This window comes from Salmonella sp. 32031103-2018-00083-FB-01-SM-01 (assembly GCF_017571995.1).
In the GTDB taxonomy this organism is placed as follows: domain Bacteria; phylum Pseudomonadota; class Gammaproteobacteria; order Enterobacterales; family Enterobacteriaceae; genus Salmonella; species Salmonella enterica.
Map to the genome: position 1 here is coordinate 514,155 of NZ_JAGEQL010000003.1, position 19,073 is coordinate 533,227.

The following is a 19,073-nucleotide window of genomic DNA, read 5'->3' on the forward strand; positions in this document are numbered from 1 at the left end:
CGGCCCGGGAACGACAATAAAGATGAGAATAATTATCAACCGCTATTGAGGGGAGAGATAAGACGAGCAAAGGTGATCGATAAACGCCGATCTGTCGATAAAAACGCGCTTTCGCCAGCGACGAAAGCGCGTCCGGGGGTATCAGTCAGGAGCGAAATCCTGCGGAGGTCATGAGCAGTCTGAACAACATTCCGACGCCCGCCAGCAGAAGCACGCTGGCGCACCATATCGCGACCATCCATACGACTCGCCGCGACCATTTTTTCACTTTAACCATCAGTGATATCCCTCACCATGTCGCACTTTTCCACGGAAGACGTAGTAGCTCCAGAAGGTATAAGCCAGAATAATCGGGATGATTATCAGCGCCCCAACCAGCATGAAGCTTTGACTTTGCGGCGGCGCGGCGGCGGCATACAGCGAAATATCCGGTGGAATAATATTCGGCCAAATACTGATGCCTAACCCGCTGAACCCCAGAAAAATCAGCCCTAGCGTGAGAATAAATGGACGCGCATGGGATTCTGGTTTTTTCACGCTGCGCCATAGCCAGACGCTAAAAGCCAACACCAGCACAGGCACCGGCAGGAAGTAGTATAAATTGGGCAACGTGAACCAGCGCTCGGCGATGTCGTCGTGGGTGAGCGGCGTCCACACGCTGACGCCTCCCATCACCAGCAACAAGACGATCAACAACGGGCGCGACAGCGCGCACATCCGGCTATGCAGCGGATCTTCGCTTTTCATAATCAGCCAGGTAGCGCCCAGCAGCGCGTAGGTGACAACCAAACCGACGCCGCAGAACAGATTAAACGGCGTCAGCCAGTCAAGCTGAGAACCGCTAAAGGTTCGCCCTTCCACCTGAAAACCGCTCACCACCGCCCCCACCACAACCCCTTGGGCAAAGGTCGCCAGGATTGACCCGACGATAAAGGATTTATCCCAGAAAGCGCGATGCGACTCGGTGGCTTTAAAACGGAATTCAAACGCGACGCCGCGAAAGATAAGACCAAGCAGCATAACCACCAGCGGGATAGTCAGCGCGTCGGTGATGACGGCATAAGCCAACGGGAACGCGCCAAAAAGCCCGGCCCCGCCCAGCACCAGCCAGGTTTCGTTCCCGTCCCATACCGGCGCGACTGAGTTCACCATAACATCGCGATCGTGTTTATCACGAATAAACGGAAACAGGATACCGACGCCCAGATCGAAACCATCCATCACGATATACATCAGCGTGGCGAACACGATAATAGCAAACCAGATAACCGGAAGATCGATGGTCATTCGCGTTTCTCCTGCTCAAGCGATTCTCCCACGGCAGAGATAGGACGCGCGGGTCTGCCATCGGTTTCAGCGGTCGGTGTCTCCGCCGGCTGCGGCCCTTTCTGGATAAGGCGAATCATATAAATATAGCCAACCCCAAAGACCAGGGAATAGACCACAAAGAAGGCCAGCAAACTGATGCTCATCTGCAAGGTGCTGTGCGCGGAAACCGCATCACGCGTTCGCAGCAGGCCATAGACCACCCACGGCTGACGGCCTACTTCAGTCGTCACCCATCCGGCAAGGATGGCGATAAGCCCGGACGGCCCCATCCACAGCGCAAAGTGCATAAAGGGCCGCGAATGATACAGTCGGCGTCGGTAGCGTAGCCACAGGCTGGCCAGCCCCAGGAAGATCATCAGTACGCCCATGCCCACCATCAGACGGAAAGACCAGAACACCACGGTAGAGTTGGGGCGATCCTCTTTGGGATAATCTTTTAGCGCAGGCACCTGTTTGTCCAGGCTATGCGTCAGGATCAGACTGCCCAACGCCGGGATCTCAAGCGCATAGCGGGTCCGTTCCGCCTCCATATCCGGCCAGCCTACCAGCGTAAGCGGCGTTGGCTCGCCGGGCGTATTTTCCCAGTGCCCCTCAATCGCGGCGATTTTGACCGGCTGATGCTTCAGGGTATTAAGGCCGTGCATATCGCCAATCAATGCCTGAACGGGCGCCACCACGACCGCCATCCATAACGCCATCGAGAACATACGGCGGATAGCCGGCGTATCGTTACCTTTCAGTAAATGCCAGGCAGCGGACGCGCCGACAAACATCGCGCTACTTAAAAACGCCGCAACGGACATATGCAACAGGCGATACGGGAACGACGGGTTGAAAATCACCGCGAACCAGTCCACCGGGACCACCTGACCGTTGTGAATTTCAAATCCCTGCGGGGTATGCATCCAGCTGTTAGACGCCAGAATCCAGAACGTCGACATTAACGTGCCCAACGCCACCATACAGGTAGACAAGAAATGCAGGCCCGGCCCGACTTTGTTCCAGCCAAAAAGCATCACGCCTAAGAATCCCGCTTCCAGGAAGAATGCGGTGAGCACTTCATAGGTTAATAAAGGCCCGGTGATACTGCCGGCGAACTGGGAGAAACCGCTCCAGTTCGTTCCGAACTGGTAAGCCATGACCAGACCGGAGACCACGCCCATCCCGAAGTTGACGGCAAAAATTTTGAGCCAGAACTGATAGAGCGAGCGCCAGACAGGATTACGCGTTTTTAGCCATAAACCCTCCAGTACCACCAGGTAACTGGCTAAGCCAATCGTAATCGCGGGGAAAATAATATGAAAAGAGACGGTAAAGGCAAACTGGAGTCTCGCTAAAAAGAATGCATCAAACTCCATATTCCCTCCCGTTTATATATAGTCACTTCGTGTAAAATATTCACTGTTCGCAACCAGGTTGAAACGAAACGGTTATTTTCCCCAAACGTAAAAACGTCGGGGAATATCCAGATAAATTACGATTTTTTTTGCGGCTGGCTGTCAGGCTTATCGCCCGACTCTGGCGCTTCGGAGGGGTCGTCTTTTTCGACAGCGAAACGGTAGTATCTATTTAGCATAACATGTCTCCCTTAGTTACATTCAATTGGCAATATCTACCTGGCCGTTATAAAAATAACGGCAAAACAAAAAACAGCGTCCTCAAGACTATTTGCAATTTCAGCAAAATACGCTTAGCTGAAAGTTAAGAATAGACGTAAAACGATAACCTTCAAGTCAACGCGGTTTACGGGACGGGGGATTAGCACAGGGAGAATGACCGCAACGCTCGCTGCGCGGCGGCCATTTTATATGGTCTATCAAAAAGATAACCGTTAAGGTCCATTCAAACCCGTTAGTTTACCTTCCCCTCAATCAAGCCATTGATCGTAGAAAATACCGCTGGCGCGCTGGTCGCTTCCGCAAACTCGACATTGATATTTTGCCGACGCAGCATATCGAAGAATTTACGTTGCGCATCAAGAATAACCTGATCGCCTACGCGCATATTTTCTGCTTTAGTTTCAACCAGTAAATAAACGCTGTCGGCGTCCTGACGCTCAATACGGTACACAAAATCCGGCGTAGTAGAGCCCCCCGTATATTTGGGGATCTGAATGGCCCGCTTAGGCAGTTTGCCAAACACAGAAACCTGTTGCGGATAATCGTATTTTAATAGCGGCAATTCTGGATCGACGCTGTCATAACGCAACGGCGGTATTTGATAGAGAGAACGGGGATCGTCTATCGCATTCTCATCCACATTTTTCCCCACAATTTCAGCGCTAATCTCCTCTCTGAACTGCCGTGCCGTGGAATCAAATACCGACGTTGAAGCCTGAAAATCGAGAGGCAGATAATCGTGGCGCTGCGCAAAATGCGCATTAATCCGTGTCTGTAACGCGCGGGTCATATTGTCCAACGAGATCTCGCTTAAATAGCGTGAATCTCCGTGTAAAACATCACGCAGCATCGCCATTAACACCGGGTGCAGGACGTTAACCGGCAGACTGGTGCGTAACGCCAGTTGCTTAAGAAAATGGCCATATTTCATGCCCGCCATAAATTCGCTGGCGGCTAATTCGCCTTCCCGCTGCGCCACTTCAAAACGGCCATTATCTTCATTCGATACCAGCCGTTGTTGCACCTGGCTTGGCTTCTGGCGTATATACAGCGCCGGATCGCGCAGCACCTCGGCGGCAATCTGTTCCAAAGAAGCGCCGCTACGCTCGAATTGCAGCATATAACGGCGGGAAAACTGCTCCCAGATACTGCTAAGTTGTTCCCAATTCTCTTTGCGTAACCTGACTCGCAGTCGGGAGGCGGGCTTATTGTCACGAATGCGATCCGCTCGCACCCGCGCCTGCGTCAGCTCAGGATAGAACTCCAGTAGCCACGCAAAACCACTTTTAGTTTCCCCGTTAAGCGTTACGCTGGGTTTAAACTCATTACTCCGGTTGATCAGTTTTTTATCATCCAGATCTTCCAGCAAACGAAGCTCCGTAAACGCAGGATCGACTTTTTGTCGCTCGGTGACGATGAGTGTGATCATCGCCTCATCCAGTTTCTGCTCGTTAAGCTGAACTTTGCTGTCGCGATTAATCTCATCAACCAGCATACTGGCAAACGCTTTTTCATCATAACCAATCAGAAACGACAGCCGGGACGGCCACTCTTCCTGATGAACGCGATGGCCGTTTTCATCTACCGGTAGCCGCAGGCCGCGCCCCACTTCCTGAATTTTGCTCGACTCGCTACCGGAAGAACGTAATTTAGCAATGACAAAAACATTCGGGTTATCCCAGCCTTCGCGAAGCGTCCATTTTGAAAACAGAAAGCGGCGCGTTTCCCAGTTGCCGTGATGGTCTGAAAAACTGAGCAACTTCTCTTTATTTTTCAGAATATCATCTACCTCAGCCTGGATCGCCTCATCGCCGCTTCCGCGGTCTTCGCCAAAGTAACCAGCGTGGACGTTTTGGTTATCCGAGTGCAGGCTGGCGAGCGTGGCCTGCAGAAACGACAGATACTCCACTTCTCGCGGCAGGGTCTTGCGCTGATAATCGTCAATCAGTTGCGTCAGTTTCTTTTTCAGCAAACGCTCAAAAGTGACTTTCAACCAGCCTTCGTCATCACGATAGCTTTTAATACTATCAATAAAGAAAAGGCTTAAGGTCTTAATACGCGGGGCATTATTTTCTGGCTCATTGCTGCGTAAGAAATTTGCCTGCTCGGTATCAAAATGCTTATCAATGGCGTCCTGAATAATCAGTTCCTGGTAGCTCGCGCCAAAGGTTCCTGGCACCAGCGCCATCCCTGCCTCCAACTCCAGATCGTTCGACAACATTTTACTGCCGGCATATTCGATACTGCCTTCAAATCCTGCATCGACATCGGCGAGATTTTCGCCCACGCCAACCTCGGCAATTTTGCTCCCCCGTCGGAGGATTAATTTCTTTGCCGTGACGCTGTCAACGATATAACGATTGTTGGCCTGTTCTTCGGGGAGATTCGGGTAATAAATATCAATACCTTTCACCAAACCATCGTTAAAACTGTCCACCGCGTTGAGATCAAACTGCGGTTGCCGGCGATAGTAATCTTTACGTACACATTTATTTTTACCCTTACCTTCGACAATATCCGGGAAGGTAGCGCCAAAGCGGACGATCATTTGCGGCTGAATGGCCTGAATCGCTCGATAAAATTTGTTATCTCGCGCAAAACGATGCGGTTCATCAATAATGACCACCGGTCGCGTCATTTGCAGCCCTTTAACAGGCGACGTCAGCCCACCCAGGAGCGTTTGATCGTAATCGTCTCGCGTCATACTGGCGGAATTGAGCATTTGCGCATTGATCAGCAAAACCTGAATCGTATGGCTATCACGACGGCTGGCATCGGTAAAACTTAATAGCTGGGCCGGAAAATTTTTACGCCCCGACTTTACTTTAAAATCACCGGCGTTAATGGTGCAAAGTTCCATCCGCGTATTTTCGTAGAACTGTGAAAAATGCTGTCTGGCGTAATCGCTGGTAATAAAGTTCCGCGCGCCTTCTTTAATGGCTGGCGTCGGCACCACCAGCACAAATTTGAAGAGCCCGTAGTTCTGATGCAGTTCATACATCAACCGGGTATAGACATAGGTTTTGCCCGTCCCGGTCTCCATTTTAACGTCAATATTGGCCTTATCGTCGTAACGTTCCTTAATCAGCGGATTAGCATAGTGATTATGATCGGCCTGCGCGTGATCGATACCGGTGAAACTCGCCAGAATCGCCGCTAACGCCTGTTCCTGATGGGGAAGTTCTTCCAGTAAAATATTCATCATCATCCCCTCTTAATAACGCTTCACCAGGTTCACTTTTTGATCAAGCTGTTTTAAGCCGATTTCCAGTTCACGAATGGATTCAAGGTCGAAAGAGTAGCCGTAAATGACAATGGTCTGAACCGGAAGCTGGTGCGTACCAATGTGGTTGAGAAGATCGCGGGTCTGCTCGGTTCCCCATCGTTCATCAATCAGATACAGGCGCGTATTATCAACATACCTGGCGCAATAGCCGGAAAAATCAATGGTCTGTACGTCAATATCCATTTTGTAACCATCGGCGACCAGCCATGTCGTTAATAAGGTCTCTTCGCCGCTTGCGCCGCCCGGCACGCCCAATCCTCTGGCGGAAAAAGGATTGATCATGTCGGTAAATCCTGACTCGGTGAAAGCGGCCAGTTGACCGCTGGTATTGATAAAATGGCCGGTAGCAATATCGAAGCTATCCAGATCGTCCAGCGTCTGCTGTGTCGGAGTGGCAAAACGATAATGTTTAAAACCGAGGTCGCTATTGGTGGTGGGATTGTTGGCGCGGATCTTCGCCGCAACGCGTGTAATTCGCTCGCGACTGATTTCATCAATAGTGTTATAACCTGCTTTTTTCGCGATAGTGTTATTGCTTAATGCCTGATCGATAGTACACAGAATAAACGTGCGCTGCCCCCCATCTTCTTCATTCAGCGCCATTACCGCATGGGCCGTAGTGCCGGAACCGGCAAAAAAGTCCAGAACGACGCCGTCTTTATCGATGGCGAGCTTGATAATTTTCTTCAATAATGCGGTCGGTTTCGGCGTATCAAAAACGTTGTCGCCGAAGAGATCCAGAATCTCCTTTTTCCCCTCTTTATTCGACGCGACGTTATCCCAGTAATTGGTCGTTGGCTGCCCTTTACTGTGGTGCGCGTACATGACTCGCTGGGGAATACCGCCGTTATCTTTGCCAAAATAGACCAGATTATCGGCCACCAGTTTTTGGTAACTGGCTTCAGGATAAGCCCATAGTCTTTCGTGTACCGTACCGTTCGGCGTGGTAATTTTATAGGTATAGCCGCCGCCGCTCAGCCCTTTTGACACCGTTAACGGCACCGGTCGCCATTTCCCTTCTGGAAACTGTTCGGTCGGTTCTTTATAGGATTTCTGAATATACTCTTTAGAAAGCGGTTCTAAACGTAAAGCGCCCTGGCCGGTTTTGGCGTAAACAAGAATGTATTCTCCCTGGATGGAAACGTTATCAGAGTCGTTAGAAATCTCTTTTTTGCGCTTCCACATCACATTGGTGACAAATCCGCCTTCGCCAAAAATCTCATCCATCATTAATTTAAGATTGGCGTACTCATTATCGTCGATAGAGATAAAAATAAATCCGGTATCTTTCAGGAGCTTCCTGGCCAGGAAAAGACGCGGATACATGAAAGATAACCACGCGGAGTGCGTCGATTTACCCTGAATGGATTTTAAACGTGCCAGTTCAGTATCATTAAGACCAAACATATCCTGCAACGCCCGATCGCTATATTCAAAATGATCGGGATAGACAAACCCGTCCGATCCGGTGTTATAAGGGGGATCGATATAGATCATATCGACGGTATCGGCGTAATTATTTTGCAGATGGCGTAACACATCCAGATTATCTCCGGTCAGAAAAAGATTATGGCTGTTTTTATTTTCTGCCAGAGTATTGTGTTCCACGTCAGGAACGATAACGGTAACGGATTTTTCACCCGCCTGTTTTTTTGCGTAATCTTTGCCAATAAAATCAATCTGATAACCGTTAGTCAGCTCATCAATATTACGCGCTTTCAACGCGCGCTCAAATTTGGCGAGATCAAATCCGCCTTTCGCGATCAGTTCGCCCTGCTCGTTATAGCGATCGGCGGTAAAAAATTCCGGTAATGCACGTTGTAACTCAGACAGAAAGGCGCTATTCGGGGCAACAGACTCGTTGTGTTTTTGGTTATCTTTCAACATGATATCTTCGCTCCGTTGACAATTTTAAGGTCCAACAATCAATTTCTTATAAAGAAAAAAGTAAGCGATGATTGTAATGGTCACGAAAGGCAGATGCCATCATTAACCTTTGTTGTTCGTTGAAAGGGCGTGAAAACTACGGGGGGAAGGCGTGCTCCCGGCGACAGTATGCGCCAGGAGCGTAGTGTTTACGTGCGATGACCGACGGCCGACTCCGGGAGTGCGTCGCTATCTGTACCGGAGATGACGACTCCCCGGGTCTCGCGACCAAATGCCACAAATACACAGATTAAAATAGCCACCGCGCCAGCCACGATCGCCATTGCCAACCCGTAATTGCCACCATGCGTTTCCGCGATGCGGGCCTGTAACGTCGCATTAACCGACGCCAGTAAATTACCCAGTTGGTAAACAAACCCTGGCAGCACGGCGCGCGCATTCGCCGGAACCAGCTCGTTCAGCCAGGTCGGCACGACACCCCAGGCACCCTGCACCATAAACTGCATCAGGAACGCGCCCAGGCCAATCGTGAATGATCCGCTGGAAAATGCCCATAGCGGGAGTACCGGAAGCGCAAGAAAGGCGGCGATCATGATCGCTTTTTTACGCCCAATACGTTCCGATAGCGTACCGTAGAAAATACCGCCGAGCATCGCGGCAATGTTATAAAAAATCGCAATGATACTGATCAGATGCGGATCAAAACCATGCTGCATCTTCAGGAAGGTAGGATAGAGATCCTGCGTGCCGTGACTGAAAAAGTTAAAGAACGCCATGACCAGCACCAGATACAGACACAACTTCCACTGTTTGCGCAGAACAGGAAGCAGCGCGGTATTCTCTTTACGCGCTCTGGCCGCCAGCCAGACGGGGGATTCCGGCACTTTAAACCAGATATAAGGCAGCAAGACAACAGGCAGGGCGCCAATCAGGAACATGCCGCGCCAGCCTACCATACTGTAGAAGAGGCCAAAAATAACCGAGGCGAACAGATAGCCGCAGGGATAGCCCGCCTGAAAAATGCCCGACATCAGGCCACGCGAACGATCGGGAATGGTTTCCATCGCCAGTGATGACGCGACGCCCCATATCCCGCCCATCGCCACGCCGTACATGACCCGAAAAATCAGAAATGCCATGAAGGTGGGCGACCAGGCGGAAAGCAGTTCAAACACCGTGAAGAACAGAATATTGAGCATCAGTATCGGTCGACGTCCGTACTTTTCCGCCATTCGGCCAAATAGCAGCGCGCCAATGGGACGTACCGCCAGGGTCAGCATAATCGCAATGGAAACGTCCGATACGGAAGCGTGAAACCATTCGGCGAGATCGCTAAGTACAAAGACAAGGATAAAGAAATCAAACGCATCCAGCATCCAACTGGTAAAGCTGGCAAACGCCACATGTCGTTGTGTCGTCGTCCAGTTCAGGGGGGTGTACATAGGTAGTGTCCTGCATCAAAAAATAACATCAAGCTTTGAAGCGGCGAAACGCTGGAGCGCTCCCGTCGTCAAAGCGACGTAACAAGGTAGCGTTGCGCTACTTATTTGTTATCTTTTTGTATATAGCAGGTAAAATGTTAGCAAAAATAGACAAATCATTACATATTATTAACAAAGCTTACTGGCACATGATTTGTCACAGTTTTTATGGGGATTATCTCATGCAAAGGAAAGCGAAGCGTGGCTAGCGTATCGCGACCGGCCTGTCGCCAGACCGATCGCCATTGACGATTACCTTTCGCGCGGCGGGAAACCGGCCTTTTGCAGGGCGGCGGCAATCTGCTCCGCGGATAGCGACGTTTCAACGTCAACCAGACGCGTCGCCGGGTCGGTTCTCACCGTCGCATTAGCATCGAGAGTCAGAATCGTCTTTTTTACCGTACTGGCGCAGCCGCCGCAGGTCATGTCATCAATATGGAACTGCATGGTGAACTCCTTTTGTGTGGGAACTGTTGCCAGTCTGGGCCTTGCCAGTGTTGGAAGGTCAAGCGTAATCTCAGGACTTACAGACGCTTTGCCAGTCCGTGGCGACGAGGACGGCGCAATACCGCTCCGGTACGCACCTCCGGCTCGCTATCGTCAGGTTGTCCAAGCGTATGCAGAATGGGGCAATCTGGCAGCGCGTCGCCGGCGCAGCAGTGAATCAGCGCTTTGAGGGTTTGCGCCATGTGCTGCATGTTCTGGATACGTCTGTCCAGTTCATCAATGTGCGTCTGCGCCAGGCGTTTGACGTCAGCGCTTTGCCGCGACTGGTTATTCCAAAGATTCAGTAAGTCGCTGATTTCAGCAACTGAAAAGCCGAGATCGCGCGCGCGGCGTATAAAATGCAATTGATTAACATCAGCCTGGGTATAGGCCCGATAGCCGGAATCCGTCCGACTTGCCGCGGGAATCAGACCAATCTGTTCATAGTAGCGAATCATTTTGGCCGAGACTTTCGATGCTTTAGCTGCTTTACCGATGTTCATGACGCTCCTCCTCATGTCGTGGATGTATCGGATGGGGTTGCCATCGGCGCCCGGAAACGGCGCAGCCGCAAAGCGTTGCCCAGCACGAACACGCTCGACATCGCCATCGCCCCTGCGGCGAATACCGGGGACAATAATATGCCCCAGACCGGAAATAGCGCGCCTGCCGCGACAGGAATCAGCGCCGTATTGTAAGCAAAGGCCCAGAACAGATTCTGGTGGATATTGCGGATGGTCGCTTTAGACAGCGCGATAGCATTCGGCACGCCTTGCAGGTTGCCGGACATTAGTACGACGTCGGCGGATTCCACCGCCACATCGGTGCCGGTGCCAATCGCCAGCCCCACGTCGGACTCCGCCAGCGCTGGCGCATCGTTGATGCCATCGCCGACAAACGCCACCTGCCCATACGCCGCTTTCAGGCGCCGTATCGCCTCGACTTTCCCTTCCGGCAATACCTCGGCGACCACGTCATCAATTCCTAACTGTCTGGCGATAGCCTGTGCCGTGCGGGCATTATCGCCAGTGATCATGGCGACCTTAATGCCGAGCTGATGTAAAGCGTTAATTGCGGCGGGCGTACTGGGTTTGATCGGATCGGCCACGGCGATAATCGCCGCCAGTTGACCGTCAATAGCCGCATAGAGCGGCGATTTCCCTTCCTGTCCTAACCGTTCGGCGGTGGTGGCGAAGCCGCTAATATCCACGCCAATTTCGCGCATATAGCGATCGGCCCCCACGTCAACACGCGTACCGTCAACGGTAGCGTATACGCCCATCCCGGTCACCGATTCGAAGCCGCTCATGCCTGGTAGCGCGATCCCTTCCTCTTCTGCCGACACGACAATCGCACGGGCAATCGGATGCTCTGAACGCGATTCTACCGCCGCGACTTTCGCCAGCACCTCACGGCGTTCAAAGCCGCTGGCCACGTCGAGATCGGTCAGTACCGGGCGGCCTTCGGTAAGCGTCCCGGTTTTGTCTACGGCCACCACCTTAGCGTCTTTGAGTAGCTGTAACGCCTCCCCCTTACGGAACAGCACGCCCATTTCCGCCCCACGACCGGTTCCCACCATAATGGAGGTCGGCGTCGCCAGGCCCATCGCGCAAGGACAGGCGATAATCAGCACCGCAACGCCATTGATTAGAGCGAAAGTCAGCGCTGGCGACGGCCCAAACGCCAGCCATACCACAAAGGTCAGCGCAGCAATAAGCATTACCATTGGGACAAACCACAGCGTCACTTTATCCACGACGGCCTGAATCGGCAGTTTTGAACCCTGCGCCTGTTCCACCAGACGAATGATTTGCGCCAGCATGGTCTGTCCGCCGACGGCGGTCGCCCGCAGCGTGAGCGCGCCTTTTTGGTTTACGGTACCGCCCACCACCGCGCTTCCTGCGGATTTCTCTACCGGTATCGGTTCGCCGGTAATCATCGACTCGTCAACGAAGCTGCGGCCTTCGGTCACTTCGCCGTCAACCGGTATCCGCTCGCCTGGCCGAACCTCCACACAGTCGCCCAGCACAACCTCGTCGACAGGGATATCCACGATGCGGCCCTCGCGTAACACATGCGCGACCCGCGCCTGTAGCCCCACCAGACGTTTAATCGCTTCGGAAGTCCGCCCCTTCGCCCTTGCCTCCAGAAAGCGCCCCAGCAGAATAAGCGCGACAATCACTGCGGCGGCCTCGTAATAGACGTTTACCGTCCCTTCAGGCAACAGGTCGGGCGTAAAGGTCGCCACCAGCGAGTAGCCGAATGCCGCTGAGGTTCCCACGGCGACCAGCGAGTTCATGTCCGGCGCCAGACGCGCCAGCGCCGGGAACCCTTTAAGGTAAAAACGGCGACCGGGGATCGTCAGCACCAACAGGGTCAGTGCAAATTGCCAGTACCAGCTTTGTTGCAGGCCAATCGTTTTTATCACCCACTCGTGCATACCAGGAATAAGGTGCGAACCCATTTCAAGCACAAAAACGGGGAGCGCCAGCACGCTGGCGAGAATCAGATCGCGCTTCAGCCTGACGCGCTCGGCCTCTTTTTTCTCTTCAGAGTCGTCTTCGCCCTGCCCCGCCGTCTCTACCGGTCGCGCCTCATACCCCGTTTTTTCAATCGCCGCGATCACCGCCTCCGCCGACGCCGTCCCGCGGACGGTGGCGCGCTCCGTCGCCAGATTCACCGTAGCGTCCGTTACGCCAGGCACAGCCTTAATACCTTTTTCAACGCGAGCGACACACGACGCGCAGGTCATACCTTCAATAAGTAAGCTTATCGTGTCGTGACGATTTTCTGACTGACTCATGACGACTTCCCCATCCTGACTATTCGGTATCAGAAAGCCTAAAGCTTGCCATTGTGGGAAGGTCAAGCGTATTCAGGCTGCACGGTTCGGCGAGAATGTGAGATGGCTCATAAAAGAGGATGATGCGAGACATTTACGCCACGATGCCGCCCCACGCCCCGTAAAAACCCGTCAGGAACGCTTGACCTTTCCTTCGTTGTAACGCCTAGCCTTTGCCAAAAATTCTGCGGCAGCGTTGCGGAATGGCCGACACGCTGCGGTAAAGAGGGAAACGACATGCGTAGAACATTCAAAATTATGTTGATAGCCGGCGTCATCGCCGCCATCGGGGGCGTGATTTACATGGCCGGCGAAGCACTATGGGATAAAGGCAACGCCGTCGGCCCACCGGCCAGCGCGCCGCCTCCACCGTCGGTACCGGTTGCTAAAGCCCTTAGCCGCACACTCGCGCCTACGGCGGAATTCACCGGTTTTCTGGCCGCGCCGGAGACCGTGGAGCTGCGTTCGCGCGTGGGAGGAACCCTTGACGCCGTCAGCGTTCCGGAAGGACGTCTGGTAAGCCGCGGACAACTGCTGTTCCAGATCGATCCGCGCCCGTTCGAGGTCGCCCTCGACACCGCCGTCGCGCAATTACGTCAGGCTGAAGTACTGGCCCGCCAGGCGCAGGCGGATTTCGATCGCATTCAACGACTGGTCGCCAGCGGCGCCGTATCACGTAAAAACGCTGACGATGTCACCGCCACGCGTAATGCGCGACAGGCGCAGATGCAATCGGCCAAAGCCGCCGTCGCCGCAGCGCGCCTTGAACTCTCCTGGACCCGTATTACCGCGCCCATTGCCGGACGCGTTGACCGCATACTGGTGACCCGGGGCAATCTGGTCAGCGGCGGCGTAGCGGGTAACGCCACGCTTCTGACGACTATCGTGTCTCACAATCCCATGTATGTGTATTTCGATATTGACGAAGCCACCTGGCTGAAGGCGTTACGGCATACCCGCTCCGACAAAAATCCACCGGTAGTCAACATGGGGTTAACCACCGATAACGGGCTGCCTTATCAGGGCGTACTCGACTTTATGGGCAATCAGATGAACCGCAGCACCGGCACTATCCGGGCGCGCGCCGTGATTCCTGACCCCGACGGAATGCTTTCTCCCGGCCTGTTTGCCCGAATCAGTTTGCCCATCGGCGAGCCGCGGGAAACCGTGCTGATTGACGATCTGGCGGTGAGCGCCGATCAGGGCAAAAACTATGTGCTGATCGTCGGCAAGGAGAATCAGGTGGAGTATCGTCCGGTTGAGTTGGGACAAATGGTCGATGGACTCCGCGTCGTTACACAGGGAGTACAGCCGGGAGAAAAAATCATCCTCAAGGGGCTGGTGCGTCCTGGCATGACCGTTGCGCCGCGTCTGGTGCCGATGCGGCAGAATATGCCCGACAAACAGACCGCGACATTGACTAAAGCGGACGGCGACAGCGCGTCGAAGGCGGTGCGCCAATGAAATTCACCCACTTTTTCATCGCACGGCCCATCTTCGCCATCGTCCTGTCGCTGTTAATGCTGCTGGCTGGCGCTATCGCCTTTTTAAAACTGCCGCTGAGTGAATATCCGGCCGTTACGCCGCCCACGGTACAGGTTAGCGCCAGCTACCCCGGCGCTAACCCGCAAGTGATTGCCGATACGGTAGCCGCGCCGCTGGAACAGGTAATCAACGGCGTTGACGGCATGTTGTATATGAATACCCAGATGGCCATTGATGGTCGCATGGTTATCTCTATCGCCTTCGAACAGGGAACCGATCCTGATATGGCGCAAATTCAGGTGCAAAACCGGGTATCCCGCGCGCTGCCCCGCCTGCCCGAAGAAGTCCAGCGAATTGGCGTTGTAACGGAGAAAACGTCCCCCGATATGTTGATGGTGGTCCATCTTGTCTCGCCGCAAAAACGCTATGACTCGCTTTACCTGTCTAACTTCGCCATCCGGCAGGTTCGCGACGAACTGGCCCGTTTACCCGGCGTCGGCGATGTTCTCGTCTGGGGCGCGGGCGAGTACGCCATGCGCGTCTGGCTGGACCCGGCGAAAATCGCCAACCGCGGTCTTACCGCCAGTGATATCGTTACGGCGTTGCGGGAACAAAACGTACAGGTCGCCGCCGGTTCCGTCGGGCAACAGCCGGAGGCCTCCGCCGCTTTTCAGATGACGGTAAACACGCTGGGCCGCCTGACCAGCGAAGAACAGTTCGGCGAGATTGTGGTAAAAATCGGCGCTGACGGCGAGGTGACGCGACTGCGTGATGTCGCCCGCGTCACGCTGGGCGCAGATGCCTATACGCTGCGCAGTTTACTGAATGGCGAAGCGGCGCCAGCGTTACAGATTATTCAAAGTCCGGGCGCCAATGCGATTGACGTGTCTAACGCGATTCGCGGCAAAATGGATGAGTTGCAGCAAAACTTCCCGCAGGATATCGAATACCGGATTGCCTATGATCCTACGGTCTTCGTGCGCGCATCGCTACAATCGGTGGCGATTACGTTGCTGGAAGCCCTCGTGCTGGTCGTCCTTGTCGTGGTGCTGTTCCTGCAAACCTGGCGGGCGTCCATTATTCCTCTGGTGGCGGTTCCCGTTTCGCTGGTCGGCACCTTTGCCTTGATGCACCTGTTTGGCTTTTCGCTGAATACGCTTTCGCTGTTTGGTTTGGTCCTGTCGATAGGTATCGTTGTCGATGACGCCATCGTTGTGGTCGAAAACGTGGAACGGCATATCTCGCAGGGCAAAAGTCCCGGAGAGGCGGCAAAGAAGGCCATGGATGAAGTCACTGGTCCCATTCTTTCTATTACCTCGGTGCTAACGGCGGTCTTTATCCCTTCCGCATTCCTGGCGGGCCTGCAGGGTGAGTTTTATCGTCAGTTCGCGTTGACCATCGCTATTTCGACCATCCTTTCGGCCATTAACTCACTGACGCTCTCCCCTGCGCTGGCCGCCATTTTGTTAAGACCGCACCACGATACTGCGAAGGCTGACTGGCTAACGCGGTTGATGGGCACGGTCACTGGCGGTTTTTTCCATCGCTTTAACCGTTTCTTCGACAGCGCGTCGAACCGCTATGTTAGCGCCGTCCGTCGGGCCGTGCGCAGCAGCGTCATTGTGATGGTGCTCTATGCTGGCTTTGTGGGGCTGACCTGGCTTGGCTTCCATCAGGTGCCGAACGGGTTTGTGCCTGCGCAGGATAAATACTATCTCGTCGGCATCGCCCAGCTCCCAAGCGGCGCATCGTTGGATCGCACAGAGGCGGTCGTGAAACAGATGTCCGCTATCGCGCTGGCGGAACCCGGCGTTGAAAGCGTCGTCGTCTTCCCCGGCCTGTCGGTTAACGGCCCGGTAAATGTGCCAAATTCGGCGCTGATGTTCGCCATGCTGAAACCCTTTGACGAGCGTGAAGATCCTTCGCTTTCCGCTAACGCTATCGCCGGAAAGCTAATGCACAAATTTAGCCACATTCCCGACGGATTTATTGGCATCTTCCCGCCGCCGCCGGTTCCAGGGCTTGGCGCGACGGGCGGCTTTAAATTGCAGATTGAAGATCGTGCGGAACTGGGATTTGAAGCGATGACAAAGGTGCAAAGCGAGATTATGTCTAAGGCGATGCAGACGCCCGAACTGGCCAATATGCTGGCCAGTTTCCAGACGAACGCCCCGCAATTACAGGTGGATATCGACCGGGTGAAGGCGAAATCAATGGGGGTATCGCTCACCGACATCTTTGAAACGTTGCAAATTAACCTCGGATCGCTTTACGTCAACGATTTCAACCGATTTGGCCGCACCTGGCGGGTGATGGCGCAGGCCGATGCGCCATTCCGTATGCAACAAGAGGATATCGGCCTGCTTAAAGTCCGCAATGCGAAGGGCGAGATGATCCCGCTTAGCGCTTTCGTCACGATTATGCGCCAGTCGGGGCCGGACAGAATCATCCATTACAACGGCTTCCCCTCGGTAGATATTAGCGGTGGACCGGCTCCGGGCTTTTCCTCCGGACAGGCGACGGACGCGATTGAAAAGATCGTGCGTGAAACGTTGCCGGAAGGGATGGTCTTCGAATGGACCGATCTGGTTTATCAGGAAAAACAGGCCGGCAACTCCGCGCTTGCTATCTTTGCGCTGGCGGTGCTGTTGGCCTTCCTGATCCTGGCGGCGCAGTACAACAGTTGGTCGCTGCCCTTCGCCGTCCTGCTTATTGCGCCTATGTCATTACTCTCAGCCATTGTCGGCGTGTGGGTATCTGGCGGAGATAACAATATCTTTACGCAGATTGGTTTCGTGGTGCTGGTCGGCCTGGCGGCCAAGAACGCCATTTTGATTGTCGAGTTTGCCCGCGCCAAAGAACACGACGGCGCAGACCCGCTGACCGCCGTGCTGGAAGCGTCACGCCTGCGTCTGCGTCCTATCCTGATGACCTCATTCGCCTTTATCGCAGGCGTAGTACCGCTGGTACTCGCGACGGGTGCCGGCGCGGAAATGCGACATGCGATGGGCATCGCCGTGTTTGCCGGAATGTTGGGCGTCACGCTCTTCGGCCTGTTATTGACGCCTGTATTTTACGTGGTGGTTCGCAGGATGGCATTAAAGCGTGAGAACCGCGTTGATTCGCATGATCAGCAAGCATAATGATGGGAATGGCATAATGAAGATCACTTTTACAGGCTATCGGCAGACCGCCACGCTGGCGACGCTTGCTTTCGTCACCACGCTTGCTGGCTGTACGATGGCGCCGAAACACGAACGCCCCGCATCGCCGACTGCGATGGTCTATCCCTACGCAACGTCAACCGTTTCTGGCGCGCCGGATGCCGCTGACATTGGCTGGCGTGATTTCTTCCACGATCCGCTTCTACAGGAACTGATCGCGATCGCGTTACGAAATAATCGGGATTTACGCAAGGCAGGGCTCAATGTTGAAGCCGCCCGGGCGTTATACCGTATTCAGCGCGCGGAGATGCTGCCGACGCTCGGCATCGCCACCGCCATGGACGCCGGTCGCACTCCCGCCGATCTCAGCGTCACGGACGAGCCTGAGATTAACCGACGCTACGAGATGGCTGGGGCGACGACGGCCTGGGAACTGGATCTCTGGGGGCGAGTGCGAAGCCTTAGCGACCAGGCATTAGCCGCCTATATGGCGCTTGATGAGACGTACATTGCGGCGCGAATGAGCCTGGTTTCCGAAGTCGCCAGCGCCTGGCTGACGCTACGGGCTGACCGGGAGCTGCTGCGCTTAACCGAAGATACGCTGGCCGCGCAAAAAAGTTCATACACATTGACAACCCAGCTTGCCCGGACAGGCAACGCCACACAGCTCGATCTGCGTATGGCGGAGATCGCGCTGCGTTCTGCGGAAATCAATCGCGCGGCGTATACGCGACAGTTGGCGCGGGATCGTAACGCGCTGGAATTGCTGTTGGGCCAGCCGCTCACGCCTGAACTGTCGCGTCGACTAAACGAGGCGGTCACGCTTACGGAAGGCGCGATCCCGACCACTCTGCCAGGCGGATTACCGTCAGATCTGCTGGTACGCCGCCCGGATATTCGCGCCGCCGAGTACAGGCTGCGCGGCGCAAACGCCCGAATAGGCGCAGCGCGCGCCGCCTTCTTCCCGACAATCAGCCTGACAGGCACGGCGGGAACGGCCAGCGCGTCTCTTAGCGGGCTCTTTGAACCGGGATCGGGAAGCTGGCGTTTTCTACCGCAAATCACCTTGCCTCTCTTTCACGGCGGCGCATTACGCGCTGACCTGGACAGGGCGCATGTCCAAAAACAGATTGAAATCGCCAGGTATGAAAACGTTATTCAGCAAGCCTTTCGCGACGTGGCGGATGGTCTGGCGGGACAGCGTACGCTGAATGACCAGGTGCAATCAGAACAACGCGCGGTTGAAGCCAGTCAAATCGCCTATGAGCTGGCCGGACTCCGTTTTCAGGAAGGCGTCGATGACTACCTTACGCTGCTTGATACCCATCGTATGCTTTATGGCGCGCAACAGCGCCTGGTACGCACACGGCTCATGCAACAGCTAAATATCATTAATCTGTATAAAGCATTAGGCGGCGGTTGGCGGGAATACAGCGAGAAAAAGCAAGGTTAGCCCAAATAGCGCGCGCGTCGCCAGTGCGGCGCGCGCGCTAA

13 protein-coding genes and 1 pseudogene are annotated in these 19,073 nt (G+C 54.3%); 3 read left to right on the forward strand and 11 right to left on the reverse strand.

What is annotated here, in order from left to right; genetic code table 11:
• Positions 1 to 35: 35 nt before the first annotated feature.
• The 11 genes and pseudogenes from J4614_RS22135 to golT all read right to left on the reverse strand — a co-directional run bounded on the left by J4614_RS22135 (position 36) and on the right by golT (position 12,891).
• Positions 36 to 227 (reverse strand): hypothetical protein, encoded by a 192-nt coding sequence (locus J4614_RS22135; protein ID WP_229023495.1) that lies wholly within the window; start codon positions 225 to 227, stop codon positions 36 to 38.
• Positions 206 to 277, reverse strand: a pseudogene (locus tag J4614_RS22315) (DUF2474 family protein); the annotation flags it as partial. The pseudogene J4614_RS22315 and the gene J4614_RS22135, both read right to left, overlap by 22 nt.
• A complete protein-coding gene (cydB, locus tag J4614_RS12180; protein ID WP_000151047.1) occupies positions 277 to 1,287 on the reverse strand; it encodes a cytochrome d ubiquinol oxidase subunit II in 1,011 nt (336 codons plus the stop codon). The gene cydB and the pseudogene J4614_RS22315, both read right to left, overlap by 1 nt.
• The gene (locus tag J4614_RS12185) at positions 1,284 to 2,687 is read right to left on the reverse strand and encodes a cytochrome ubiquinol oxidase subunit I (protein ID WP_000393711.1); all 1,404 of its coding nucleotides are present in this window, start codon (positions 2,685 to 2,687) and stop codon (positions 1,284 to 1,286) included. Before J4614_RS12185 ends, cydB begins: the two co-directional genes overlap by 4 nt.
• A 116-nt stretch (positions 2,688 to 2,803) precedes the next feature.
• Positions 2,804 to 2,905 carry a small effector SsaA gene (gene ssaA, locus J4614_RS12190; RefSeq protein ID WP_000934834.1) on the reverse strand — a complete coding sequence of 34 codons (102 nt, stop codon included), beginning with the start codon at positions 2,903 to 2,905 and terminating at the stop codon, positions 2,804 to 2,806.
• 275 nt (positions 2,906 to 3,180) lie between these two features.
• Positions 3,181 to 6,153 (reverse strand): type III restriction-modification system endonuclease, encoded by a 2,973-nt coding sequence (locus tag J4614_RS12195; RefSeq protein WP_077916001.1) that lies wholly within the window; start codon positions 6,151 to 6,153, stop codon positions 3,181 to 3,183.
• Between the two features lie 9 nt (positions 6,154 to 6,162).
• Entirely contained in the window at positions 6,163 to 8,121 is a 1,959-nt protein-coding gene (locus J4614_RS12200; RefSeq protein ID WP_208293185.1) for a site-specific DNA-methyltransferase, read from the reverse strand.
• 188 nt (positions 8,122 to 8,309) lie between these two features.
• Entirely contained in the window at positions 8,310 to 9,563 is a 1,254-nt protein-coding gene (locus J4614_RS12205; protein WP_000288504.1) for an MFS transporter, read from the reverse strand.
• 291 nt (positions 9,564 to 9,854) lie between these two features.
• The gene (gene golB, locus J4614_RS12210; protein ID WP_001159470.1) at positions 9,855 to 10,049 is read right to left on the reverse strand and encodes a gold resistance metallochaperone GolB; all 195 of its coding nucleotides are present in this window, start codon (positions 10,047 to 10,049) and stop codon (positions 9,855 to 9,857) included.
• A 77-nt stretch (positions 10,050 to 10,126) separates the two neighbouring features.
• Entirely contained in the window at positions 10,127 to 10,591 is a 465-nt protein-coding gene (golS, locus tag J4614_RS12215) for an Au(I) sensor transcriptional regulator GolS (RefSeq protein WP_208293186.1), read from the reverse strand.
• Between the two features lie 11 nt (positions 10,592 to 10,602).
• A complete protein-coding gene (gene golT, locus J4614_RS12220; RefSeq protein WP_000083315.1) occupies positions 10,603 to 12,891 on the reverse strand; it encodes a gold/copper-translocating P-type ATPase GolT in 2,289 nt (762 codons plus the stop codon).
• A gap of 276 nt (positions 12,892 to 13,167) precedes the next feature.
• Here golT and mdsA point away from each other — a divergent pair, with 276 nt between their 5' ends.
• From mdsA to mdsC, 3 genes are read left to right on the forward strand one after another with little or no spacing between them, the layout of a single operon-like run.
• The gene (gene mdsA / locus J4614_RS12225; protein ID WP_023137185.1) at positions 13,168 to 14,394 is read left to right on the forward strand and encodes a multidrug efflux RND transporter periplasmic adaptor subunit MdsA; all 1,227 of its coding nucleotides are present in this window, start codon (positions 13,168 to 13,170) and stop codon (positions 14,392 to 14,394) included.
• Positions 14,391 to 17,558 (forward strand): multidrug efflux RND transporter permease subunit MdsB, encoded by a 3,168-nt coding sequence (gene mdsB, locus J4614_RS12230; protein ID WP_000673156.1) that lies wholly within the window; start codon positions 14,391 to 14,393, stop codon positions 17,556 to 17,558. The genes mdsA and mdsB overlap by 4 nt, the downstream gene beginning before the upstream one ends.
• Positions 17,559 to 17,574: 16 nt before the next feature.
• Complete coding sequence (gene mdsC, locus J4614_RS12235) at positions 17,575 to 19,032, forward strand: multidrug efflux transporter outer membrane subunit MdsC (RefSeq protein WP_001543180.1); 1,458 nt, start codon at positions 17,575 to 17,577, stop codon at positions 19,030 to 19,032.
• Positions 19,033 to 19,073: the final 41 nt, after the last annotated feature.